The organism is Flavobacterium lotistagni (assembly GCF_011392125.1).
Classification (GTDB): Bacteria; Bacteroidota; Bacteroidia; order Flavobacteriales; family Flavobacteriaceae; genus Flavobacterium; species Flavobacterium lotistagni.
This window is the reverse complement of record NZ_JAAJBU010000002.1, coordinates 199,753-224,148: the sequence shown is the minus strand read 5'-3', so window position 1 is coordinate 224,148 and position 24,396 is coordinate 199,753. Positions and strand designations below refer to the sequence as shown.

Here is a 24,396-nt window from a genome sequence, read left to right as displayed (position 1 = left end):
TAACCTTTTCTTAGAACTTTTTCACGTTGTCATCTGGCACACGGTCAATCAAATAATTGTATGGGTCAATACCTGCTTGATAAGGTTTGACTTTGGTTCTAAAAGTAAAGGTATTGTCTTTTTTGGTGACTTTGAGACGTTTGTAAACCAACTGTTTGCCAAGGTTTTTGTCGTCTTTAGGCTCATCAAAGATGCCAATGTCGATATAATCGGCGATCGGAATCGGGGTTTCCTTACCCAAATCGTTGGAGCGGAATTTCTCTGAGGTTGTTTTTAAAGTCACTTCGTACTCATTGCCGACTTTTTTATAGGAAACTTCCAACATTCGGTTAGAAAACAAAGTAATTGTCTCGAACATGTCTTTGATCAAATATTGCAAACTGTCAGGGGTGACTTTCTTAAATTCGTTCACTGCAGCAATCGAAGTAGGATAGGGCGGATTTTTATACCCGTAAGTATCAACCAAATTCCGCAGGGCCTGATTCACGTTTTTCTCTCCAATCATTTCCTTGAGATAGTACATCACCACACTGGCTTTGTTGTAGTGGATGTATTGCTGGTTCTCGGTTTTGATCAGTGGGTTTTCGCCTTCAAATTCTTCGCTTCTGCCGCGCAAGTAACTATTCATTTCATATTCAAGGAACTTTTTCATCTTGTCTTTGCCGTATTCCTTTTCCATGACCATCAGCGCTGAATATTGCGCAAAGCCTTCACTCATCATCTCGCTACCTTGCATATTGCCGCCGATGAGCTGGTGCGCCCAGTACTGATGGCCCATTTCGTGAGCGACCACATAATACACTTGGTCAATGTCGTCTTTGGTCACATCGCGAAGGTCAATAATAAAACCAATTCCTTCGCTGAAAGGCATGGTACCGGGAAACGCTTGGGCAAAATCGGCATAACGCGGGAACTCAATAATTCTGCACTGCTTGTGGAAATACGGGCCGAAATTCTTGGTGTAATATTCGAGCGATTTCTCCATACTCTTGAGCATATTCGGCACATTGTAAGCGTGTTCTTTGTGATAGTATACCTCCAGATTGATACCATTCCATTTTTTGCGCGCCACTTCGTATCTGGCTGAGATAAACGAATAAAAATTCAACGATTTCTGATCAACTTTATACTGGAAATAATTCCGTCCGCCACTTTTCCATGATTTTTTGAGTGAACCCGGCGCAATGGCAATCTGGTCTGCCGAGGTACTGATGGTGGTATTGACCTGAACCCAATCCGCATCGCTAGACATGTAAGTATTGCTTCGGTTGAAAAGGTCGTTCTCATCGAGTTTAGGCATTCTCAAACGCTTGGGAAGTTTCAGTTTCACGCGCTCGTTTTTATCGGAAATCTCATAATTGCTGAGATAACCGAACGATGGCAAAATCTCGGCACTGTTGAAGAAAGTTCCGTTTTGCGTGAGTTGCGTGAAACTGACTTCGTTTTCAAACCCTTTATTTTCTTTGACCAAATGCATTTTGATCTCGATAGAATCGTTTGGCATCAAAGGCTTTTCGAGCTGATAGATGCGATACAAAAGTCGTTTGTCATTGCTTTTGAGTTTGGCTCCTTTGATATCGATTGTCACGCTGTCGGTTAGCATCGGCATGGTGAAATGCAACTCAGGAATCGGTTTTCCGGAAATATTCCGCGCCCACGAATTCACCTCGACATCCAAGCTTCTGGCTTCAGGAACGATATCGATGTTGTAATCGAATTTGTAAAAACGCGGTTGGGCCAAACGCTCGAATTTCTTGTATTTTTTTTCGTATTCCACCTGTTTGTTTTCGCGTTCTTTTTCGCTATCGTAAGTATTGAGAATCTTAGTATTGTAAAAAACGAAACCGGCACAAATCAGAAACGCTAGAATGCTTAGCGACAAAGCGAGTTTTCCTCTCGAGAAGATGTTGCGCGCATTTTTCGCCCGATGACTGAATTGCAATTCCTTTCCGCGGATGTAAAACGCATTGATGACGAATCCTAACAGTAGGCAGAATAAACCCCAATAGAGGTTGAACCAAATTGTCGAAGGCACAAACGGCCCGAATTTGTTCATATCTGAATAAGTAATCGAAGGCTGCGAACTGAACGAAAGCATATTGCTGTTGATTTCGAGCAATCCCCAGATAAAACTGTTCACGACCAAGAACGCGATAAATGCAAAATAGGCGATATAACGGTTGTTGATCAGGTAATGGAACAACAACGACAGCACAATGAAAAATGCAAAATCGAGCAGTTGGATTACCAGCAAAGACTTTATGTAAACATCGATTTCGTAATTGAAATAACCGTAACAGGTTTGGGCGATAATTCCCATTAGGATTGTCGCGACGTAAATAATGGCCAACGCTACGACGAGCGCCAAAAACTTCGACACGAACAGCATGCCTGAGCGCATAGGCGTAGCATCTTGGATTTCGTTGATTTTCGCATCGCGTTCTTTCCAGACCAGCACACCGGTATAAAACGCGATGAAACCGATGATGAAGATGTAAAACGAGTTGTTGATCGTATCGACAATAGAATAAGTAACCGGATATTGATCGGTGCCGTAAGTGCCGGTAAAAGCTACTATACCAACAGTCAGATTGATCAAACCAATGGCGACAATGATGATAAAAGTGGGGTTTTTGATGACCGCCTTAGTTTCGAATTTTACGAGATTCCAGAAGGTAACCAGTGAAAATAAATTTGCTTTGGTGGGTTGGAAATTGGTCTCAGGCAATAAGGCAGGCGCAATATCTTTCTTTGATGCTTTTACTTTTTTTACTTTCTCCTTTTTGGCATTGAATGAAAATCTCGCGTACAATACAAATAGAACTAGCAGGCTGATGCCTAGCCATAGCAAACGGTTGTATAACAGACCATCATGTAAAGTAACGGCAAGCGTGTTTTTTTCGCCCACGGTCATGTATTTGGTCATGATGTTGAAGGGCCTAGAACCAAATGGATCGAGAATATTAGCGAGCCATTCTTTTTGGATGTCACGTGTTAAGCCTGACGAAATCGCATAGAAAACCAATATCAGCATCGAGCCGATGAACGAAACGATACTGCTCCGGAAAATAATCGCCAGACCATAAAGTAAAACCCCGGCAATAATCACGTTCGGAATAGCAAAAGCAAGGATTCCGTAAAAGTGTCCCGACCAAATTACCGGACCGAAACGTTCGGCAGGCGCCATATCGAACACCTGCGCCAATACAGGCCCGAGTAGTAATCCCAATGATACGCCTAGCATCGGCACGACAGCAGCGATGGCGGCACCCAGAAATTTACCGAAAAAGTAATCGCGTTTACGAATCGGAGACGAGAAAATGAATTGGTACATGCCGTACTGGAAATCGCGGTTGGCGGTAGCATTCATGAAAGCGGTAGTCATCAGTAATCCGATGGTCGACATTACCCCATAATATTTTTCAATAACAAAAGGAGCATTTTTATGGATGTTGCCCACACCGCCGCCAATGGAAACATTGTCAGAAGCTACGGCAAAGAATACCAGTAAGGCGTTAATGAAAAAGAAGATCCAAAGCATTGGCGTTTTGAGCCAGTAGCGCAGTTCGTATTGTATGAATTTCCACATATGCGTTGATGGTTGTTGGTTAATGGTTGTTGCCAAGTAGGCCTAAACCAATTCGTTGAGTTTGGCAAAGAACACGTCTTCTAAAGTTTCTTCTGCTTTGCTGAATCCGTTCTCGGGACCATTTTCAGCAAACACGTGAATCAGCGGTTGCCCACCAACGAGTTTGTTGGAGATAACTTTGTAATTTTTCTGGTAATCTTCCAATTCGGCTTTGTTTACTTTTTTCTCCCAAACTTTGCCTTTGATTTGTTCTAGCGCTTGGTCGGTATCGCCTGCAAAAAGTACTTTTCCGTTGTTCATTACTGCCATTTGGGTACATAGTTCACGCACATCCTGAACAATATGGGTCGATAAAATCACAATAATATTTTCCCCGATTTCACTCAAAATATTGTAAAAGCGGTTCCGTTCACCCGGATCAAGCCCAGCGGTCGGTTCGTCTACGATAACCAGTTTTGGGTTACCAATCAGACATTGCGCAATGCCGAAACGTTGGCGCATTCCACCACTATAGCTTGCCACGGCATTTTTTCGGTGTTCCCAAAGATTGACTTTCAGCAGCAATTGCTCGACCATTTGTTTGCGATCGGCTTTAGACTCGAATCCTTTCAATATAGCCAAATGGTCAAGTAAATCTGCAGCTGAAGTTCTCGGATAAACCCCAAATTCCTGAGGCAAATAGCCCAAAACTTTTCGAACAGCTTCTTTATCGTTCAGCACGTCGATATCGCCCAAAGTGACAGTGCCGCTGTCAACGTCTTGAAGTGTGGCTAAAGTTCTCATCAGTGATGATTTTCCCGCACCGTTGGGGCCGAGTAAGCCAAACATTCCTTTGCGGATGGTTAGCGAAACATCGTTTAAAGCATGAACGCCGTTCGCATATTTTTTGTCGAGGTGGTTGATTTGTAATTCCATAAGTTGTGTTTAGGTGGTCAAAAGCGTTGCATTGGTAAGCAGTCGCAAAATATTGTTACAAGTTAAGAAGTTGGAGCCCAACGTTCTTGCAGAAAACGCGGCAGCAATTTGATTTTATAATTGTCTAGAATAAATATTAGAGTTTGGTTTTTATTTAGTAATACCAGTAAAGCATTGGTAACTATAATTGGCGCATTTTGAAGTTTGTTGTAGTAATAATCAGTTACTGCATTAGGTTTGTTGTTGACCAAAAAAGGAATGGTATCGCTGGCGTAAATCATCGGAATTCGTTCTAATTTTGGGCTTACATAATCGGAAAAGTACTTTACTTTTAAACGTTTTCCGGCTCTAAGATTTTGGAATAATTTTAAAGTTGAAAAGTATTTCTCATTTTCCTCGTCAACGAAAAGAATGCCTTTGTGAATGTCGATAGCAATCCATTGCTGTAATTCACTGGAATAGATCTCATTGAACGCATGACCGAATTTCCCTTTGTACAAACTATCGACAATGCCCCATTCTTTGACCCGAATGCCATTGATGAAGCAAAAAATACTGAAAATCTGAGCAAAATCAGAACATACGCCGCCTTTGCCTTCTAACATTATTGCTAGTGTTTTCTCTGACGAAAGCCCAATGCCAGGGCCGCCGGGAATCACTTTCCTGAGATAAGTGGCAATCGTTATGGCACGGGATAGATCATCTTGAGTAGGGTTGAGTCGTATTTTGGTATTGACTTCAAAATATAATTTAGGAATGTCCTCCAAAGTATTGATGTCGTTGAAACATCCCATCGCTTCTATGTTTTTACCTTTGCCATTTTTAGACAAGATGGCATATCGAATCAAGTAAAGCAACGGATGTCGTTTGAATGTATGGGCTATTTTTTTGAAAAAGCGATTCATCAATACAGTGCTGAAGTTGGGTGGTTTTGGGCTAAAAATAATTTTTTTTGACGATATATCTTGGCAACAGGAACAAAAAACCATCCGGTTAAAGATGGTTTTTATGCTGTTGTGGCATTCTATTGTTTATTAATACTTCCGCCTGTGGTTGATTTTTTATTGAGGTTTTTTGGAACGTTGATGTAATGAATACTTCCGCCTGTTGTGGCATCAGCACTAAGGCTCACTAGTGGGTTGACTGTAATGTTTCCCGCTGTGGAAGCACTAGCGATGATGTCGTTGGAAAGCAATTTTTCTGCATCGATGGTACTTCCGGTAGTAGCTGCGGTTTCCAAATTGATGGCTTTTCCTTCGATAGTGATACTTCCGGCTTCTGTAGCTTCAACAGTGGCTTTTTCACATTCAATCGAAATTTTTGTCGTAGCACCGGTCTTGGTTTTGAGTTCCAAGTGATTTGCTTTGATGATGTTCTGGCTTTTGAAGCTCGATCCTTCCATCACTTTGATGCTTTCAACCATCGGCATTTTAACGATGATTTCTTTGGATGCTACGTTTACATAACTATTGACATCAGACGAAATCACGAGTACACCGTTTTCAATTGTTGTTTTGATGTGCTGCAGCAGATTGTCGTCTGCATTGACCGTAATACTTGGGTTTGCCGATTGTTCGAGTATCACATCCAGCCCGTTGCCCACTTTGACGCTTTTGAAGTCTGCAGTAACCGGACGTTTTTCCGAAACTACCTTTCCGCTGCCTTCAACGCCATTGAATTGGCAAGCTGCAAAAAATAAGCTGAGCACTAGGAGCAAAAAAGGTGCTGCGATGATTTTTTTTGATTTCATACTATTTGGTTTTAATCGTGATGCCATCTTCGTTGATTTTCACGCTTTTTACTTCGCGGCTCTCGGTTTCATCTTGGTCTTTTTTGATTAAAATGCCGTCTTTGTTGAGCGTAACACTAGTGGTAGTAGAATCATTTTCGATTTTGATTCCGCCTTCTACGTCGTCCCATTCGTTTTCCTCCGGAGGGCAATTCAAACATTTTACTTTGTCGGTTCCTACTTTGTAGATGTAATTGTCTGAACTGAAGTGCAAGTTAAAGTAAGAATCGTCAGAATCGTCGTAGTCTTGAACGCTAGCATCAGGTTTTAGTAACGTTCCAGCAGGCAAGTACAGATAAATTTCTACTTCTTGATCACGCCATTTGTTTTTGAAATCAGTCAGCAAATAATTGTCGAGTACCAAACGATTGTTCGCAAACGTATAACCGTATTTGATTTGCTCGGCGGTTTTCTTTGCCTTGGCCAACGAACTTCCTTTGGCTTTTCTGTCGATTTGGATGTAAGGCGTTTTCTCGTCGGTTTTCATGATATACAAACGCACCTCGTTGGAGTAAATCACTTTGTTGTTGAGTGAATCTTCGGTAGCCAAAAACTCGCTGCGGTCATTGATTCCGTTAGAAAAATAATCGTTCGATTTGAATTTCACATACAGCGTATCATTCATATTGACAGGCAAATTGCTTTTTTGGATGAATCTTCCATCGACCGCGTATTCGGTAGCCTGACGAATTCCAATCGAAATCAAAATTCCAATCGCAACGAGCCACAAAGCCAGTAAAGTGTATTTGATACCGTTGTTCACTGATTTCATGCCGGGCGACAAGAGTTTGAATCCGAGCAGTAATAAGAAAAAGAACGGAATGCCCATCGCCAAGAAGATAATCAAGCCGAAAACCCAAACCGGATAATCAGAGAAATTGCCGGCCTCGATGAAACTTTGCCAAGGGAAATCGATAAAAGCCGATGAACCTAGCGTAAAGACACCGATAAATAAAATCACCAGCCAGCTCAAACTGCTCAGGATTAAAATTACACCTAATACTTTTGCAAATACTTTGAAAATGGTCATGAAAACCTCGCCAATAGTTCCGGTGAATTTATCGACGCCGGTTTTGACTTGGTTGCCCATTTTGTCATAGTTCGCATTTTTGAACTTTTCTGAAACCGATTCAAATTCTTCCTTTACTTTTTTTTCGATGTTTGAAATGGTAATGGGTTCGCCTTTCATTTCGAGTTTTTCAGAAGTGGTCACCGCTTCAGGCATGACGATCCAAAGTACGATATAAGCTATGATTCCCGAACCAAAGCCGCCGAAAACCAAAACCACTAAAATGATTCGCAACCAAACCGCATCGATACCGAAGTAATGACCCAACCCTGCTGCCACACCGCCAATCATTCCGGTGTCTTTGTCGCGGTATAGCTTTTTGTTGGCTCTGGCGTTGTTGTTCGTGAAGTCATAATTCTGTTGCTGCGGTTCATCGCCATCAGGTTCAATACGGTAATCTTCAGGTTGGCCCATTACTGCAATGATTTCGTCGAGCTCACGCAGGTTGATTACTTGCTTGTCGTTGGTGTGTTTCTCAGCCACGAGCTCGGCGATACGCATTTCGATGTCTTTCAGAATTTCATCTTGTCCGTTAGAGCTTGATAACGAACGCTTGATAGCATCAAAATAACGGGTAAGTTTTTGGAATGCATCTTCGTCGATATGAAAAAACATCCCACCTAAGTTTATATTTACAGTTTTATTCATGACTATTATTTTTGGTTTGTTGTGATTATGTTCACGGCATCGGAGAGTTCGGTCCAAGTGCCATTGAGTTCGTTTAAGAATGTTTTGCCTATTTCGGTAAGCCCGTAGTATTTTCTTGGCGGCCCCGAAGTAGATTCTTCCCAACGGTAGTTGAGTAATCCGTCATTTTTGAGTCTGGTCAGCAGCGGATAAACCGTGCCCTCTACCACCAGCAATTTGGCGTTTTTCAAGGTGTCGAGTATCTCTGAGGTGTAAGCATCTTTTTCTTTGAGAACCGATAAGATGCAAAACTCAAGGACGCCTTTACGCATTTGGGCTTTGGTGTTTTCAATATTCATGATATTATAGTTTTTGTTTGGGATTTATTTTTGGGTTTCCATAGCGATTTCATGCTGATAAACTAAAGAAACGTTTTTGTTTTTAATGATGGCCTCAGCCTCTTCATTTAAATTGATGTTTTTTGGTGAACCGATATAAGTAACAGTAGCATCAGATGCGATGTTTAATGTAATATCATCTCCGGCATAAACCATCGCTACTGATTTTCCGTCTGCGTGAAGCGCTACTGCCTCAGTAATGAAGTTTCTTGCGCTAAGTAAGGTATTGTCTGAGGTTGTCACCCAAGCTTTTTTGGCACTTCCGGTTAGGTTGATTCTGGCGTTGCCGCTAAATTTTCCTTGGAATTTATTAGTTTCAATCTTTCCGTTGAATAAGGTTCCGGTGTTGGCATATAATTTTACTTTTCCCGAGGTTTGAATCATACCGGTCATAGTTGCTCCTGATGCCAAACGCAAGTCGATGTTGTCTGTTTTCAACACATTCTCAATAGTGATTTTTGCTTTGGTCTCTGCGCTTATAGCATTAATTTGGTCAGACGAAACATATACTTTTACGGTTTCGTTAGCGGCCAACGTTGTGCCTTCTGTCAGGTAAATATTTAAGGTTTTCGCGTCCACTTCAGTGATGGTGTTTTTGAGGATTTCGGAGTTGCTCGATTCGAGGTGCAGTGAATTTGATGCGCCGTCGCTGTAAATCAGTTCGATACCGTTTGAAATCTTAATTTTTGAAAAATCTGCGATGTCTCTGTTTTCTGTTGTTTGTCCTTTTGCTAAGAACCCGATGAGGATTACCGTTAGCGTTGTAATGATTTTTACCATGATTTGTTCGTTTTTTGATTTTGCCGCAGGTGATGAATCTGCTGCTGATTGATTAATGATTTTTTTGATGATTGAAACTCTTAACTAATTTGAAATTGATTGGATTTATGATGATCGATAAATGAAACTACTTGATAAAGTTGATGGTGAGCGGATATTTGAAATCGTCTCCGTTAGAAGTTTTCAGCGAAGCATAAATGATTAGGATAAACTCCGCGATTTTCATAAACATAAACAGTACGATAGCCACTACTGCAATGGTAATCACACCACTGATGTTGCTGAAATTAAAATTGTCTAGTACAATGTCGTCGTTGTTAACTATCGCCGAGAAAGTGGTGTTGCTAAAAATACCTACCAATAAAGTCGGAACGGCAATCATCACTAGGGCGCAGGAATACAAAAACAGGCTCAACTGAAAATTGATGGTTTGCTTTCCTTGTTGGTTAACATATTCTGATTTGTCTTTGTTGGTCGTCCAGATGATGATTGGAAAAATCAAATTCCCGAACGGAATAAAATACTGAGTTAGCGTGCTCAAATTTAAAAGCGCTGCGGTGTTATTTTGTGCGGTTGTTTCCATGATGATAAAAAGTATATAGTAATTTCTTATGCAAATATATGTTCAAAAACCAATACCTTGTTTCGCATAGTAGTAAATGTTAACAAAATTTTAACAAATTAAAAGTAATTGATTGTCCGTTATAAATCAGTAATTTTAGCCTGAAAAACCAGCAAATACGTTATGTCGCGATTTAAAATCCACCTTTTTCTTTTTTTAAAATTGCCTTCGGCGTTCTGGAGCGGTGTTCGACTTAGAGGCATCAATCTGCAACAATGTACCACGACAGTTCGGCATCGTTGGATCAACCAAAATCCGTTCGGATCGATGTACTTTGCAGTGCAAGCCATGGCTGCAGAACTTTCCACCGGAGCACTCGTCATGCAATCCATTAGGCAAAGCGGCAGGAAAATTTCCATGCTTGTGGCCAACAATAAAGCTACGTTCGGTAAAAAAGCCACCGGAAAAATTACTTTCACCTGCAACGATGGCGAGAAACTCAACGCGCTGATAAGGCAAGTAATTAGCTCTGGTGAAGGCCAAACGCTCTGGATGAAATCAATCGGAGTCAATGAAAAAGGCGAAGTCGTTTCTGAAATGGATTTCGAGTGGACACTCAAACTCAAAAGCTAAACCGGCTGCAACACAAGTTAAATGAAACCTAATTATCAAAACCTTTTAGTGTTCATTGCCTACTTTTGAAATAAAAAAAATGCGAATACTCATTACCGGCGCTTCAGGTTTAGTAGGTACAGAACTCGTTAATTTGCTATTGCAGAACGGTGTAGAAGTACATTACTTAACCACTTCCAAAAAGAAAATCGCCAAAGAGGAAAAATACCACGGTTTTTTTTGGAATCCCGCTCAAGGCATCATTGACGAAAATGCGCTTTTAGGCGTTGAGGTGGTCATTCACCTGGCCGGCGCCAGCATTTCAAAACCTTGGACCAAAGCTTACAAACAAGAAATCCTGGAAAGTCGTATCAATGCAACCAATACCTTGTATAAAGCCATTAAAGACAATCCAAATCAGGTCAAGCAAATCATTTCAGCTTCAGCCATTGGCATTTACCCGAACAATCCCGATACGGTTTACACCGAGTTGTCGATTGCTACCGATAGTGGTTTTCTAGGTAATGTCGTCGAGAAATGGGAAGAAAGCCTCAACAAGTTCAAACCGCTCGGCATCAAAGTTTGCAAACTCAGAACCGGAATCGTACTGGCCAGAAATGGCGGTGCGTTGCCCGAAATGCTCAAACCAATTAAGTTCGGCTTGGGTGCCGCTTTCGGTAACGGCAAACAAATCACTTCCTGGATTCACCTCCACGATTTGGCTTCGATGTATTTCTTTGCCGCCAAAAACCAATGGGAAGGCATTTTCAACGCAGTTGCTCCCGATCCGGTTTCCAATAAGAAACTCACCGAACAGTTGGCCGCTGCTGCCCGCAGACCGCTATTTCTTCCTAACATTCCCAAATTTGTCATGCAGTTGGCACTCGGCGAGAGGCACGAGTTGTTGTTCACCGATGCCAATGTCAGCCCGCAAAAAGCACTAGACCACGGATTTACCTTCAAGTTTCCGAAACTCAAAATAGCCCTTAACGATTTAATCGCATAAAAAAAGCCTCGTTGTTTCCAGCGAGGCTTTTTCCTTTTATAAAAAAGTGAATTAATAACGAGTAAAAAGCAACTTTGAACTCCCATTTTCATTGAGCGAAAACAAACATAGGTAAAACGAAAACGTTTTAGTCTTAAAATTCTATTAAAAAATCCTTTTTAACTTTTTAGTAGCCGGGAACCTGCTCTACACTCATAGTCCTCGCAAGCTGCGGGCTAACCGTTCCAAATGCGCAGCATTCACCGAATACCCATAAAAAATATTAACTCGGTGAGGTAATCAGGGCTAGGCCCATCGTAAAGCCGGCACTCCATATTAATTGCTGTACTTGAGAAAAAAAAACAATTTACCCATTGCACTTCGATCAACTCGATAATTTTGCACTAAGGCACTAAGGCACTAAGGCACTAAGGCACTAAGGCACTAAGGCACTAAGGCAAAAAAACCGTGACAATTTGACATTTTTCCATCAAATGGCAATACTTTTGTCAACTCGCGCGAAAAAAATGAAAAACCTATTTAAAAATAAAAGCAAAATGACCACGGAACAATCAGAAAACGAACAAGTACTCGACCAGAATCCGCAAACCCAAGAGCAGGAGCAGGGCATTGAAGCAGCCGAAGCCCTATCGCCGGAACAAAAACTTGAAGAGGAACTCGCCAATGAAAAAGACAAGTTTTTAAGACTTTTTGCTGAGTTCGAAAACTACAAACGCAGAACGGCCAAAGAGCGGCTCGACTTGTTCAAAACTGCCAATCAGGAAGTATTGCAAGCCATGCTGCCCATTCTCGACGATTTCGACCGTGCCATCACTGAGATTAAAAAAACCGATGACAACGTTTTGCTCGATGGCGTGAACTTGATTTTCGAGAAACTTAAATCGACATTAACCTCAAAAGGCCTTGAAGAAGTTGCCGTGAAAGCCGGAGACATTTTCGATGCCGATTTCGCTGAAGCCATCACCCAAATTCCTGCACCATCGCCCAATCTTAAAGGAAAAGTAGTCGATGTGATTGAGAAAGGCTACAAGCTTGGCGATAAAATCATCCGATTCCCGAAAGTAGTTATTGGCAATTAAGAAAACACAATATATTTGTTCCCGAACCTACTCCGTTCCACTAATCGAATCAAACCAAAATGAAAAAAGATTTTTACGAAATATTAGGCGTTTCTAAGAATGCTTCCGAAGCCGAGATTAAAAAGGCTTACCGCAAAAAAGCGATTGAATTCCATCCTGACAAAAACCCGGGCAACAAGGAGGCTGAAGAAAATTTCAAATCGGCAGCCGAAGCTTATGAAGTGCTCAGCGACCCGCAGAAAAAAGCCAAGTACGACCAATTCGGTCACCAAGCTTTTGATGGTGCAGGCGGTTTCGGTGGTGGTCATCACATGAACATGGACGACATCTTCAGCCAGTTCGGCGATATTTTTGGCGGTGCGTTCGGTGGCTCTTTTGGAGGCGGCGGTGGCGGACAACGACGTGTAAAAGGAAGTAATCTCAGAATCAAAGTAAAACTCAACCTCGAAGAAGTTGTCAATGGCGTAGAGAAGAAAGTCAAGGTAAAACGCAAAGTGCAAGCACCGGGCGTGACTTACAAAACCTGCGCAACGTGTAACGGCCAAGGCCAAGTGATGCGTGTAACCAACACCATTTTGGGTCGTATGCAATCATCATCAACGTGCCCGACTTGCGGCGGCGCAGGGCAAATCATCGATAAAAGACCGGCTGATGCAGACGCTCACGGAATGGTATTGCGCGAAGAAACGGTTTCAATTAAAATTCCTGCCGGAGTGGTTGAAGGCATGCAACTCAAAGTTTCCAACAAAGGCAACGATGCTCCCGGCAACGGAATTCCTGGCGATTTGATCGTAGTGATTGAAGAACTCGAACACGAATTTTTAAAACGCGAAGGTGAAAACCTACATTTTGATTTGTACATCAGTTTTGCTGAAGCGGTTTTAGGTGTTTCCAAAGACATTGATGCCGTGGGCGGAAAAGTTCGAATCAAACTCGAGGAAGGCATTCAATCCGGAAAAATATTAAGGCTGAAAGGCAAAGGCGTTCCGAGCCTCAACGGTTATGGTAAAGGCGATTTGCTGGTGCACATCAACGTCTGGACACCGAAAACTTTAACCAAAGAACAGAAGCAGTTTTTTGAGAAAAATATGACAGACGAAAACTTCATTCCGCAGCCCGAAAAGAGTGAAAAATCTTTTTTTGAAAAAGTTAAGGATATGTTCTCGTAAATTAAAAAAATAATTTATATTTGACTGTTACTAGACAACTAGTAATTTCTTTTTCATAGCAATTTTTCCCATCCTTGTTTCACGATAAGGGTGGGTTTTTTTTTGTAACGAATTTCAAACCGAAATACTAATTCGCTACTTTTACCAACCTAAGCTAAAGAAACAAAAAAACGCATGGATTCCATCCTCGAAGTTCAAGACGTCGTCAAACAATATGGCGATTACACCGCACTCAATAAAGTATCACTCAGCGTTCCCAAAGGCAGTATTTACGGACTGCTCGGCCCCAACGGCGCAGGGAAAACCTCACTCATCAGAATCATCAATCAAATCACAATGCCCGACAGCGGCCAAGTCATTTTCGATGGCGAACCGCTACAGCCGCATCATGTGCAATACATCGGATATCTTCCAGAAGAACGCGGACTGTACAAAACCATGAAAGTAGGTGAGCAGTGCCTTTATCTGGCGCAACTCAAAGGACTTTCAAAGGCCCAGGCCACCGAGCAGTTGCAATATTGGTTTGACCGACTAGGCATCAAAGGCTGGTGGAACAAAAAAATCCAAGAACTTTCAAAAGGAATGGCGCAAAAAATTCAGTTTGTGGTTTGCGTGCTGCACAAGCCCAAATTGCTCATTTTCGACGAGCCATTTTCGGGTTTCGATCCGGTGAATGCCAACCTAATCAAAGACGAAATCCTTGAACTCAAAAAACAAGGTTCCACCATCATTTTCTCGACACACCGCATGGAAAGCGTCGAAGAACTTTGCGACCACATTGCCCTGATCCACCAATCCAACAAACTCATCGAAGGCCAGCTCACCGAAGTCAAAAAACAATACCGCACCAACAGTTTCCAAGTCGGTATCCTGACCGATAACGTCGAAGGCCTCATGTACGACATTACCCAGAAATTCACCGTGGGACAAACCGATTTCAAATCGCTCAACGACGAACTCAAACTCGAAGTACAACTCGGCAACACCACGCCAAACGAATTACTTCAAGTGCTCACCGGCCGCGGACAAGTCACGCATTTCGTAGAAAAAATCCCGAGCGTGAACGATATATTCATCCGAACCGTCACCGAAAAATAGCAAGATTAAAGACACTAATTACTAACTACTGTTTACTATCTCCTAAATATGAGTATCCTCAACCTTATTATAAAAAGAGAATTCATGGCCAAAGTGCGCAACAAGTCGTTCATTGTCATGACTTTTTTAAGCCCGCTTTTATTTGTCGGAATTGCGGTTTTTGTTGGTTATCTGAGTTCGCTCAAAGCCGATGTCAAACAAATCGCCATCCACGACGAAACTGGTATCTTCGCCAACGAGTTCAAGAACTCAGACGAATACCATTATCTTAACCTATCCCAAGTAGGCCTTAAAACCCTCAAAGACAGCCTGGTAATGGAAAGCTACGAAGGCGTGCTCTACATTCCGAAAACAGACAGCCTTTCGCAACTACAAGAAAAAGTCCAGTTCATTTCCAACGACAGCCCAAGCCTCGGTTTTCTGGGCGAAACCGAAGAAACCATCGCCAATAAAATCACGAAACTCAATTTTGAAACCGCCAAACTCGACACCTTGGCCATCCGCAAAGCCAAAGCAGAAGTTAATATCAGCGTGGCCAAAGCCTCGGGCGAAGAAACCCTCAAAGGCCTCAACGAAATCAAAATTGCCATTGGCGGTGCGTTTGGTTATTTAATTATGATGTTCATTATCATCTACGGCAACATGGTGATGCGCTCAGTAATCGAAGAAAAAACCAACCGCATCATCGAAATTATTATATCGTCGGTCAAACCTTTCCAACTCATGATGGGCAAAATCATCGGGACTTCGCTGGCGGGCGTTCTACAATTTTTCATCTGGGCCATTATAGGTCTGGGTTTAATGTTCGGTGCTTCGGCTTTCTTTGGCGTCAATGCTGCACCAACTGCCAATGTTTCTCCAGAGGTGATGCAGCAAGCGCAAGCACAAATGTCAACCGCCCAGCTTTATCTCAAAGAAATCATGAATTTGCCTTTGGGCACTATTATCAGTTGTTTTATCCTTTATTTCGTCGGCGGCTATTTTCTTTACAGTTCGTTCTACGCCGCCATTGGAGCCGCAGTAGATAGCGAAACCGATTCCCAACAATTCCTCTTGCCGATCATGATGCCGCTGATTCTAGGAGTTTACATCGGGTTCTTTACCGTTATCAATGATCCGCATGGCAATATCGCCACCGTCTTTTCGATGGTACCGCTAACTTCACCGATTGTAATGCTTATGCGGATTCCGTTTGGCGTGCCTTGGTGGCAACTGGCAATTTCCTTGACCCTTCTCTTCGGAACATTTCTCGGAGTGGTTTGGTTCGCTTCCAAAATTTACCGCGTCGGAATTCTGATGTATGGCAAAAAACCTACTTGGAAAGAACTTTACAAATGGCTGCAATATTAGGGAGGAAGTGCCTGAGTTCCTGAGTTTTTTTTAGGAGCCGGGAACCTGCTTTCCGCAGTGCGCGGCACTTTGCTTCAATCAGGGCTAGGGTTATCGGCCGTAATTGCATGCAGTCTGGTTAGTCAGCACTTTTTTATAAAAAACATCAATCTATCCGCGGCACGTCGATTAACTTGTTAATTTTGCACTAAGGCACTAAGGCACTAAGGCACTAAGGCACTAAGGCACTAAGGCACTAAGGCACTAAGGCACTAAAAAACTCAACACATGCCCAAAATACTCATCATCGAAGACGAATCGTCTATCCGCCGCGTACTGATCAAAATTTTGTCGGAAGAAAATAGCACCTATGAAGTAGAAGAAGCCGAAGATGGCGTTCAAGGTTTAGAGAAAATCAAGAACAGCGATTATGGCTTGGTACTCTGCGACATTAAAATGCCCAAAATGGACGGCGTAGAACTGCTCGAAGCAGTAAAAAAAATCAAACCCGAAATCCCGATGGTGATGATTTCCGGTCACGGCGATATGGAAACAGCCATTCAGGCAATGCGTCTGGGAGCGTTTGATTACATTTCCAAACCGCCCGATTTGAACCGGTTGCTCAACACAGTACGCAATGCACTCGATAAAAAGCAGTTGGTGGTGGAGAACAAAATCCTCAAAAAAATCGTCAGCAAGAACTACGAGATGATTGGCAGCAGCGAGCCCATCAACCACATCAAATTGATGATTGACAAAGTCGCTCAAACCGATGCGCGCGTGCTGATTACCGGCCCGAACGGAACCGGAAAAGAACTGGTTGCGCACCAATTACATCAAAAAAGTGACCGTGCTGATTTTCCGCTGATCGAAGTCAATTGTGCTGCAATTCCAAGCGAACTCATTGAGAGCGAACTCTTCGGGCATGTCAAAGGCGCCTTTACTTCGGCCGTGAAAGACCGCGCCGGAAAATTCGAAGCTGCCGACGGAGGCACTATTTTTCTAGACGAAATTGGCGATATGAGCCTAGCTGCCCAAGCCAAAGTCTTGCGGGCTTTACAAGAAAATTTGATTCAAAGAGTAGGTGCCGATAAAGACATCAAAGTCAATGTGCGCGTAGTGGCCGCGACCAACAAAGATCTCAAAGCCGAAATCGCTGCCGGGCGTTTCCGCGAAGATTTGTACCATCGATTGGCGGTGATTTTAATTCATGTGCCGGCGCTCAACGACCGTCGCGACGATATTCCTTTATTAGTAGAACATTTTACAGAAAAAATTGCGTCAGAACAAGGCAATGCACCGAAATCATTCTCGAAAGAAGCCATTAAATTATTGCAGGAATACGACTGGACAGGCAACATCCGCGAGCTGCGCAATGTAGTAGAACGCTTAATAATATTGGGCGGTAACGAAATCTCAGAAACCGACGTGAAACTATTCGCGAGTAAATAATTAGCCATAAGCATGATGCTGTCGGCTGCGGGTTTATGCATGCTGAGAGCTAAAAGCTGATAGCCGAAAGCTAGAAAAATGAACCTCAAAAAAATCAACCCGAACCTTCAAAAGGCACTTATTGAAAACAGTTTAACGGAACCAACGGCTTTGCAGCAAGAAAGTTTCAGTGCCATTAAAAGCGGAGCAGATGTAATTTATATCGACGCTCCCGGCTCAGGTAAATCTATGGCGATTGCCCTGAATGTATTGCAACGCCTAGAAAAGCCTATAGGTGAAAGCACGCGCGCCTTGGTTTTGGTAGAAGACAAAGAAAAAGTACTCGAAATGGTCGCTCTATTTAAAACCCTCGGAAACTATATGGATCTGCGCGTTTTCGGCGTGCACGACAAAGGCGACATCGATTTTGACAAGAACCAAATTTCATTAGGTTTAGATATATTGATCGGAACGCCTAACAGAATCAACCAAATGTTTTCCTCGGCGGGCTTCAACCTAAACACCATTAAAATGTTTGTTGTAGATGATGCAGATTTGATTTTCAAAAGCCGTTTGGATTCGGTGATTTTGAGGCTTTCTGCTAGTATCGAGAAAACCCAATACTTGTTCTTCGCAAGCGAGCTTACCGAAAAAGTTGATATTGTGGCCGACAAAATCATGATTGAGCCCTACGTGTTTGAAATAGAAGAATAGACTTCTGATTTGTAGATTCGTGGATTTGGTTATTTGGGAATTTGTAGCAGCTAAGTACTTGATTGCTTGAGTTTTAATTATGAAAATTGGACTTTTAGCAATATAATCTAATTTGAATATTATTAAGAGAAAACAATAAGTAAAACCGGAACTAAAATGACTCAGGCACTTAGCTACTTTTTTAGCGGCTTTGCGAGATATTATTCTTTTTCTCGCAAAGGCGCAGAGCCGCAAGGTTTTCAAGTTGTTGATTATTGTCCAGTTGTCGAGATTATTCGTTGGGATTTGGAGGTCAAACTAGTTGTAGCACCAGTAACCCTAGCCCTGATCGAAGCGGCATCCTTTTTAAACCTGCAAGGTTTTGGAAACCTGGCAGGTTTAAAAAGATATAGCGAAGAGCAGGTTCCCGGCTCCTGACCCAAGCCAACTCACCAAGTGAAATTCACAGCGACTTTGCAGTAATAAATCTTCCTAGAATAGAAAGTCATTGACTATATTTGCGCCTTTTAAAAAGAGACTTTAAGACTGAAGGATTTTAAGACTATAAGACAAATCCTAAAATCTTACAGTCCTGCCATCTTAAAATCCAAAGAATGATCACAGTTAATGATATTTCCGTGCAATTTGGCGGAACCACTTTGTTTAGCGAGGTTTCCTTCGCCATCAATGAGAATGACAAAATAGCCCTTATGGGGAAAAACGGCGCCGGTAAATCGACGTTGTTAAAAATTATCGCGGGCGCAAACAAACCGTCGACCGGAAGTATTTCGGCACCTAAAGAAGCAGTAATCGCTTATTTGCCGCAGCATTTGCTCACTAAAGATGATGCCACGGTGTTTGAAGAAACTTCGAAAGCTTTCTCGGGCATCTTTAAAATGAAAGCCGAAATTGATGAGCTCAACGAGCAACTCACCATTCGCACGGATTATGAATCCGATGAGTATATGAAACTCATCGAGCGTGTGTCGGAACTTTCAGAGAAATATTATTCGATTGAGGAAGTGAATTACGAAGCCGAAGTAGAAAAAGTACTTAAAGGTTTGGGCTTCGAGCGGGAAGATTTTACGCGGCCTACTTCGGAATTTTCGGGCGGCTGGCGAATGCGCATCGAGTTGGCGAAAATACTTTTACAAAATCCGGATTTGATTTTACTCGATGAGCCGACCAACCACATGGACATCGAATCGATTCAGTGGTTGGAAGATTTTTTGATCAACTCGGCTAAAGCGGTGATGGTGATTTCGCATGATCGCGCTTTCGTAGACAATATTACCAACCGCACGATTGAAGTCACCATGGGCCGCATCTACGACTACAAAGCCAAATATTCGCATTACCTCGAATTGCGCAAAGACCGCCGCATTCACCAGCAGAAAGCTTACGATGAACAGCAAAAATTCATTGCAGAAAACCAAGCTTTTATTGAGCGTTTTAGAGGAACTTTCTCAAAAACAGAACAAGTGCAATCTCGGGTGCGTATGCTCGAAAAATTGGAATTGGTTGAGGTAGATGAAGTCGATACTTCGGCGCTTCGGTTGAAATTTCCACCATCGCCACGTAGCGGGCAATATCCGATAGTAGTAACTGATATGTCGAAAAGTTACGGCGATCACGTGGTGTTTAAAGACGCGAATATGGTCGTTGAACGCGGACAGAAAGTAGCTTTGGTCGGAAAGAACGGTGAAGGAAAATCGACAATGATTAAAGCCATTATGAAAGAAATCCAGCCCGATTCGGGGAAAGTTGAAATCGGTCACAACGCTCAAATTGGGTATTTTGCACAAAACCAAGCGTCACTTTTGGATGAAAATCTAACCGTTTTTGAAACTATCGATACTATTGCTGTTGGTGATATTCGCACCCAAATCAAGAACTTGCTTGGCGCGTTTATGTTTTCGGGCGACGACACTACCAAAAAAGTGAAAGTGCTTTCCGGTGGCGAGAAAACCCGTTTGGCTATGATTAAATTGCTGCTCGAGCCGGTGAATGTGTTGATTCTCGATGAGCCGACGAACCACCTCGATATGAAAACCAAAGACATCATCAAAGACGCATTGAAAGATTTCGACGGTACTTTGATCTTGGTGTCGCATGACCGGGATTTCCTTGACGGTTTGGCAGAAAAAGTGTTCGAATTTGGACACAAGCGCGTGAAAGAACATTTCGAAGATATCACCGGATTCTTGGCGCATAAGAAAATGGAAAGCCTGCGCGAAATCGAAAAATAAAAGCAATGGAAACGATTTTACCTTGGGTCGGTTACGCAGCATCGGTGATTATCGTGTTGTCGATGATGATGAATTCGATTGTCAAATTTCGCTGGATTAATCTGTTTGGCGCCTTGGCGTTTTCGGTTTACGGCTTTCTGATTGGCGCCATTCCGGTCGGGATTCTCAACGGAATTATCGTTTTGGTGGATGCCTATTACCTGATTTTGATTTACTCCAAAAAGGAAACTTTTGAAATTCTTGAAGTCGATTCTAATAGCAAATATTTGCCTCGTTTTATCGAGTTCCACCGCGCCAGAATTGAAACTTATTGCCCGGGTTTTTCTTTTGAACCGAACGACAATACCGTGAGTTTTTTCATTTTACGCAACATGTCGATGGCTGGTTTATTCATTGCGCACCGTGAGAATGGAACGGTTCTGAACGTCGATCTCGATTTCGTTTTGCCGGAATACAAAGATTTCAAGAATGGACAGTACGTTTATTTTACTTTGCGTGATAAGTTTATCGAAGCCGGTTTCAAAAGTGTCAAGGCTGAAGGAAACAATCAGAATTACTTCAAATATTTAAAGAAGCTCGGTTTTAATGAAGTGGAGCGCGGCGTGTTTGTGAAGGAATTGTAGGTTGATAGTAAGACCACCAGAAGTGCTCTTTGGCTTGAACGCAATTCGGTACAAAGAGGAAAAGTTATTAAATAACATTTTTCATCGTAATTCTAAGCCTTCGCGCCTTTGCGAGCAATAAATAATATTCTCTCGCAAACACGCAAAGAATAGTTATTTCACGAGCACCAATTTATAAATCGTAGACTCGGGCGATTCAGTGTCGTTGTCTTCGCAGAGCACAAACTCGATTTGGTTTTTAGTTTCTTTGTAAAGGCTAATTCCTTCAAATTTTTGGGTTTCAGATACGGTTTGGGTGAATTCTACTCTAAGCGTTTTAGCATCTAAACAACCAATCAAACTGCCCAGAACTTCGCCGTCTTTGTATGTTGAGTTCGAATCTTCGGCCGAAGCCAGAAAATAAATTTTGTCTTTGACCAAAGTCGCATCGGTGAAAGTCGCCGCGATGTGTTTAAGGTTCGGAAGTGCAACTGGAATAAATTCGATTTTTTCGTTGGGTTCAAGTTTTTTGTTTTTCAAGATGAAGAGGCCGTTTTTGCCTAGTTTGCCATTGCCGCGCTGGAAGAAAATCCATTGGTTGTTATAGAAAACCACGCCTTCAATATTGAGCTCGTCTTTCGGAAGCTGGGCAGTTTTGCGCAGGGCGTCGTAAAGTGAAGACAAATTTTCTTTGGTGGTTTTGCCTTTTTTGGAATCGTAAATGAAAAGTTGTTCGCGTTGTTTTTTAGAACCCGAGCCGAACAAATAAATTTTCTTGTCTTTCTGCAGCACGGCCTCGAAATCGGGTTTTTCCTTTTTCTTGAGGTTTTCGCGGCTATCTTCGGTGAGTTTTATTTTTTCGGTTTTACCTTCTGCGATTTTGTATTGGTACAAAAAAGTACTGTTGTCGGAAATCAGATAAAGCGATTCGTTGTTGAAAATCAGCCCCGAAGCCGAGCCGATTCCGATGATTTTGAGAAGAATGTCTAGCATGAATTTTTGCATGGTTTTGATTTTGAGTGGATTGCCCTAGCCCGGATGGCAGCGGCATCCTTTTGCAGAGCTAAGCGGCGCAAAAGATATAGCGGACAGCCGGAAACAGCTTCTAAAAATAACTATATTTACTTAAATAAATGCCCGAATATGAAATCAATCGATCCTGAGGATTTTAAAGTCACGCACCCAATCCGATTGTCGGAAATTCCGACCAAGCTAAATGTGAAGGCCAGCGACGACGACAAAGAAGAAAAGCTAGACAAAGTGCAGCAAAAACTCAGCAAATTTCAGGATGTGATGTATGCGCACAACCGTTATGGCGTGTTGATTTGTTTGCAAGGCATGGATACTTCTGGCAAAGACAGCCTGATCCGCGAAGTATTCAAGGAATTCAACCCGCGAGGTGTTGTGGTTCATAGTTTTAAAACACCCAATTCGACTGAACTCGAACACGATTACCTCTGGCGGCATTATTTGGCTTTGCCTGAAAAAGGCAAGTTTGCGATTTTCAACCGCACGCATTACGAGAACGTTTTGGTCACGCGCGTGCATCCGGAATATATACTGAACGAGAATTTGCCCGGAATTGAAAAAGTGGAAGACATCACCCCAGAATTTTGGAACAATCGCATGGAGCAAATCAACAATTTTGAAAAGCACATTGCTCAGAACGGCACCATTGTACTCAAATTTTACCTGCACCTGAGCAAAGACGAACAGCGCGATAGATTGCTGCGAAGATTAGACGAGGCCGACCACAACTGGAAATTTTCGCCCGGCGACTTGAAGGAACGCGAGCGCTGGGACGATTATATGAGTTGTTATGAGAGCGCAATCAACAATACTTCTAAACCACACGCGCCTTGGTATGTGGTTCCGGCCGATGATAAAGAAATGGCGCGGTATATTGTAGCGAAAATCATCTGGGAAGAAATGCAGTTGCACACCGATATTCAAGAACCGGAACTCGACGACAAGGTCAAGGCCGACATGGAATTTTTCAGGAAACAACTCAAATAACGATTTAAAATGTTCCGACACCAAGGGAAAACGAGAACTTTAAAACACAATTTGAGCATTGCCTCATTATTGTCTTTTGTGGCCGGATTGGTGAACGTGGCAGGTTTTCTCGCGGTGCAAAGGTTAACTACCAACGTAACCGGGCATTTTGCTTATTTAATTGACGAGGTTTTCCGGCTGCAATTCTACAAAGGCTTGATTTATTTTCTGTACATTTTTTTCTTTTTCTTGGGTTCGTTTGTCTCGAACTTTATGATTGAATGGTTTTCGCGGCACCGAAAAGGTTCTGCGTTTACTATGCCGATTGTTTTAGAAAGTGCGATTTTGTTTTCATTGGCGGTTTTCGGAAGTTGGCTCATTACCGAGAACCCGAATCTGCTGGCTTTCTGCTTGCTTTTCGCGATGGGATTGCAAAATTCGCTCGTGACTAAAATTTCAAATGCCACGGTCAGAACTACGCATTTGACCGGTTTGTTCACTGATTTGGGTATTGAGTTGTCGCAGTTGTTTTTTTATGCCGAGCCCGAGCAAAGCCAAAAATTAAAATCATCCATCAAACTCAGACTGACTATTATCAGTTCCTTTTTTCTAGGTGGAATTATCGGCGGGGTTTTCTATTCGTCGATGCTACTTAATACCCTAACTATTGCCGCTGTTGCCTTATTGCTGGCTTTGGCCTATGACAGTTTGAAATTCAGGATAATTTTGTTTAAACGAAGACGCAGGAATTCCTAGATGAACTTTGCTCTTGGGTTTCTGAATGGATTTGTAATGAGGCAGAACAAAAAACTGCTAACATCTATTGCAGTAAAAAAATGTTCTGACGGTTCGGATTTTCGCTTTGGTTTATTCGGTGTAGAGAAAAATCGCACCATCGTTGGTTCCGTCGTTGATTTTCCCTTTGAACATTTCATCCATGACGACTTTGAATTTTGATGAAAATTTGCGTGGTTTGAGATAGCGCGCCGTGACTTCAACGTTGTTGTCTTTTTTGAGTTTCATCTTCACGTAATTATACACGTAACCATAAGCAGGTTGGTAAATCAAAACCGTTTGAGAAGTGGATAGAAACGACGGAATCTTATTTTTGAAGATGCTGCTGTCGAAGTATTCATAAGTGTCGATTTTCATTCCGCCAATCGCATCAGGTGATTCGGGTTCTTCCTTGCCATCGACAATCAATTTGCATTTGGCATAATGAATAACGGTTTTTACGGGTTTTCCTGCTTTTAACGCGGTTAGTAAATCGTCGAAATTGGTAATTTGTTTTTGGGCTACTGCGCTCAAAGAAAAACAGTACAAGAACAGAATTAGAAAATTGGTTTTCATCGGATCGAATTTAAAAGGTTAAAAAAAATCCATCTTGAGAGCCGAGATGGATTT

23 protein-coding genes are annotated in these 24,396 nt (G+C 42.3%); 13 read left to right on the top strand and 10 right to left on the bottom strand.

The annotated features are described in order from the left end of the window. Positions 1 to 10: 10 nt before the first annotated feature. The 8 genes from G4D82_RS03725 to G4D82_RS03690 all read right to left on the bottom strand — a co-directional run bounded on the left by G4D82_RS03725 (position 11) and on the right by G4D82_RS03690 (position 9,750). The gene (locus G4D82_RS03725) at positions 11 to 3,589 is read right to left on the bottom strand and encodes a M1 family aminopeptidase (RefSeq protein WP_166334648.1); all 3,579 of its coding nucleotides are present in this window, start codon (positions 3,587 to 3,589) and stop codon (positions 11 to 13) included. 42 nt (positions 3,590 to 3,631) lie between these two features. Further along, entirely contained in the window at positions 3,632 to 4,504 is an 873-nt protein-coding gene (locus tag G4D82_RS03720; protein ID WP_166334646.1) for an ABC transporter ATP-binding protein, read from the bottom strand. Between the two features lie 62 nt (positions 4,505 to 4,566). Then, positions 4,567 to 5,409, bottom strand: coding sequence for a transglutaminase-like domain-containing protein (locus G4D82_RS03715; RefSeq protein ID WP_166334643.1), 843 nt, complete (start codon positions 5,407 to 5,409; stop codon positions 4,567 to 4,569). Positions 5,410 to 5,528: 119 nt separating this feature from the next. After that, positions 5,529 to 6,254, bottom strand: a complete 726-nt coding sequence (locus G4D82_RS03710; protein WP_166334641.1) for a head GIN domain-containing protein — start codon at positions 6,252 to 6,254, stop codon at positions 5,529 to 5,531. 1 nt (position 6,255) lies between these two features. After that, positions 6,256 to 8,010 carry a PspC domain-containing protein gene (locus G4D82_RS03705; protein WP_166334639.1) on the bottom strand — a complete coding sequence of 585 codons (1,755 nt, stop codon included), beginning with the start codon at positions 8,008 to 8,010 and terminating at the stop codon, positions 6,256 to 6,258. A 5-nt stretch (positions 8,011 to 8,015) separates the two neighbouring features. After that, the gene (locus tag G4D82_RS03700) at positions 8,016 to 8,348 is read right to left on the bottom strand and encodes a PadR family transcriptional regulator (RefSeq protein WP_166334637.1); all 333 of its coding nucleotides are present in this window, start codon (positions 8,346 to 8,348) and stop codon (positions 8,016 to 8,018) included. A gap of 24 nt (positions 8,349 to 8,372) precedes the next feature. Next, entirely contained in the window at positions 8,373 to 9,167 is a 795-nt protein-coding gene (locus tag G4D82_RS03695) for a GIN domain-containing protein (protein WP_166334635.1), read from the bottom strand. A 127-nt stretch (positions 9,168 to 9,294) separates the two neighbouring features. Continuing rightward, the gene (locus G4D82_RS03690) at positions 9,295 to 9,750 is read right to left on the bottom strand and encodes a DUF4870 domain-containing protein (protein WP_166334633.1); all 456 of its coding nucleotides are present in this window, start codon (positions 9,748 to 9,750) and stop codon (positions 9,295 to 9,297) included. Between the two features lie 162 nt (positions 9,751 to 9,912). Between G4D82_RS03690 and G4D82_RS03685 the strand changes: the two genes are divergently transcribed. From G4D82_RS03685 to G4D82_RS03635, 11 genes are all read left to right on the top strand, one after another. Next, entirely contained in the window at positions 9,913 to 10,362 is a 450-nt protein-coding gene (locus tag G4D82_RS03685; RefSeq protein ID WP_166334631.1) for a DUF4442 domain-containing protein, read from the top strand. Between the two features lie 79 nt (positions 10,363 to 10,441). Further along, complete coding sequence (locus G4D82_RS03680; RefSeq protein WP_166334629.1) at positions 10,442 to 11,347, top strand: TIGR01777 family oxidoreductase; 906 nt, start codon at positions 10,442 to 10,444, stop codon at positions 11,345 to 11,347. 536 nt (positions 11,348 to 11,883) lie between these two features. Continuing rightward, on the top strand, positions 11,884 to 12,426 hold the full coding sequence (locus tag G4D82_RS03675) for a nucleotide exchange factor GrpE (protein WP_166334627.1): 543 nt from the start codon (positions 11,884 to 11,886) through the stop codon (positions 12,424 to 12,426). A gap of 59 nt (positions 12,427 to 12,485) precedes the next feature. Continuing rightward, complete coding sequence (gene dnaJ / locus G4D82_RS03670) at positions 12,486 to 13,595, top strand: molecular chaperone DnaJ (RefSeq protein WP_166334625.1); 1,110 nt, start codon at positions 12,486 to 12,488, stop codon at positions 13,593 to 13,595. 174 nt (positions 13,596 to 13,769) lie between these two features. Then, a complete protein-coding gene (locus G4D82_RS03665) occupies positions 13,770 to 14,693 on the top strand; it encodes an ABC transporter ATP-binding protein (RefSeq protein WP_166334623.1) in 924 nt (307 codons plus the stop codon). A 48-nt stretch (positions 14,694 to 14,741) separates the two neighbouring features. Next, positions 14,742 to 16,043: an ABC transporter permease gene (locus tag G4D82_RS03660; protein WP_166334621.1), complete on the top strand. Its 1,302-nt coding sequence runs from the start codon at positions 14,742 to 14,744 to the stop codon at positions 16,041 to 16,043. 267 nt (positions 16,044 to 16,310) lie between these two features. Beyond that, positions 16,311 to 17,474: a sigma-54-dependent transcriptional regulator gene (locus G4D82_RS03655; RefSeq protein ID WP_166334619.1), complete on the top strand. Its 1,164-nt coding sequence runs from the start codon at positions 16,311 to 16,313 to the stop codon at positions 17,472 to 17,474. A gap of 78 nt (positions 17,475 to 17,552) precedes the next feature. Beyond that, positions 17,553 to 18,167, top strand: coding sequence for a DEAD/DEAH box helicase (locus G4D82_RS03650; RefSeq protein ID WP_166334617.1), 615 nt, complete (start codon positions 17,553 to 17,555; stop codon positions 18,165 to 18,167). Positions 18,168 to 18,323: 156 nt separating this feature from the next. Next, positions 18,324 to 18,584 carry a hypothetical protein gene (locus G4D82_RS03645; RefSeq protein ID WP_166334615.1) on the top strand — a complete coding sequence of 87 codons (261 nt, stop codon included), beginning with the start codon at positions 18,324 to 18,326 and terminating at the stop codon, positions 18,582 to 18,584. Between the two features lie 176 nt (positions 18,585 to 18,760). Then, positions 18,761 to 20,395: an ABC-F family ATP-binding cassette domain-containing protein gene (locus tag G4D82_RS03640; protein ID WP_166334613.1), complete on the top strand. Its 1,635-nt coding sequence runs from the start codon at positions 18,761 to 18,763 to the stop codon at positions 20,393 to 20,395. A 5-nt stretch (positions 20,396 to 20,400) separates the two neighbouring features. Further along, positions 20,401 to 21,018, top strand: coding sequence for a hypothetical protein (locus tag G4D82_RS03635; protein ID WP_166334611.1), 618 nt, complete (start codon positions 20,401 to 20,403; stop codon positions 21,016 to 21,018). A 153-nt stretch (positions 21,019 to 21,171) separates the two neighbouring features. On the opposite strand, the gene G4D82_RS03630 is transcribed toward G4D82_RS03635, so the two are convergent. Beyond that, positions 21,172 to 22,002 (bottom strand): DUF6929 family protein, encoded by an 831-nt coding sequence (locus G4D82_RS03630; RefSeq protein ID WP_166334609.1) that lies wholly within the window; start codon positions 22,000 to 22,002, stop codon positions 21,172 to 21,174. A gap of 138 nt (positions 22,003 to 22,140) precedes the next feature. Here G4D82_RS03630 and G4D82_RS03625 point away from each other — a divergent pair, with 138 nt between their 5' ends. Together G4D82_RS03625 and G4D82_RS03620 are read left to right on the top strand one after the other, a co-directional pair. Continuing rightward, positions 22,141 to 23,013, top strand: coding sequence for a PPK2 family polyphosphate kinase (locus tag G4D82_RS03625; RefSeq protein WP_166334607.1), 873 nt, complete (start codon positions 22,141 to 22,143; stop codon positions 23,011 to 23,013). A 9-nt stretch (positions 23,014 to 23,022) separates the two neighbouring features. Beyond that, entirely contained in the window at positions 23,023 to 23,748 is a 726-nt protein-coding gene (locus G4D82_RS03620; protein ID WP_166334605.1) for a YoaK family protein, read from the top strand. A 111-nt stretch (positions 23,749 to 23,859) separates the two neighbouring features. Here the strand turns inward: G4D82_RS03620 and G4D82_RS03615 are convergent, their stop codons facing one another. Beyond that, positions 23,860 to 24,342, bottom strand: a complete 483-nt coding sequence (locus G4D82_RS03615; protein WP_166334603.1) for a VirK family protein — start codon at positions 24,340 to 24,342, stop codon at positions 23,860 to 23,862. Positions 24,343 to 24,396 lie beyond the last annotated feature (54 nt).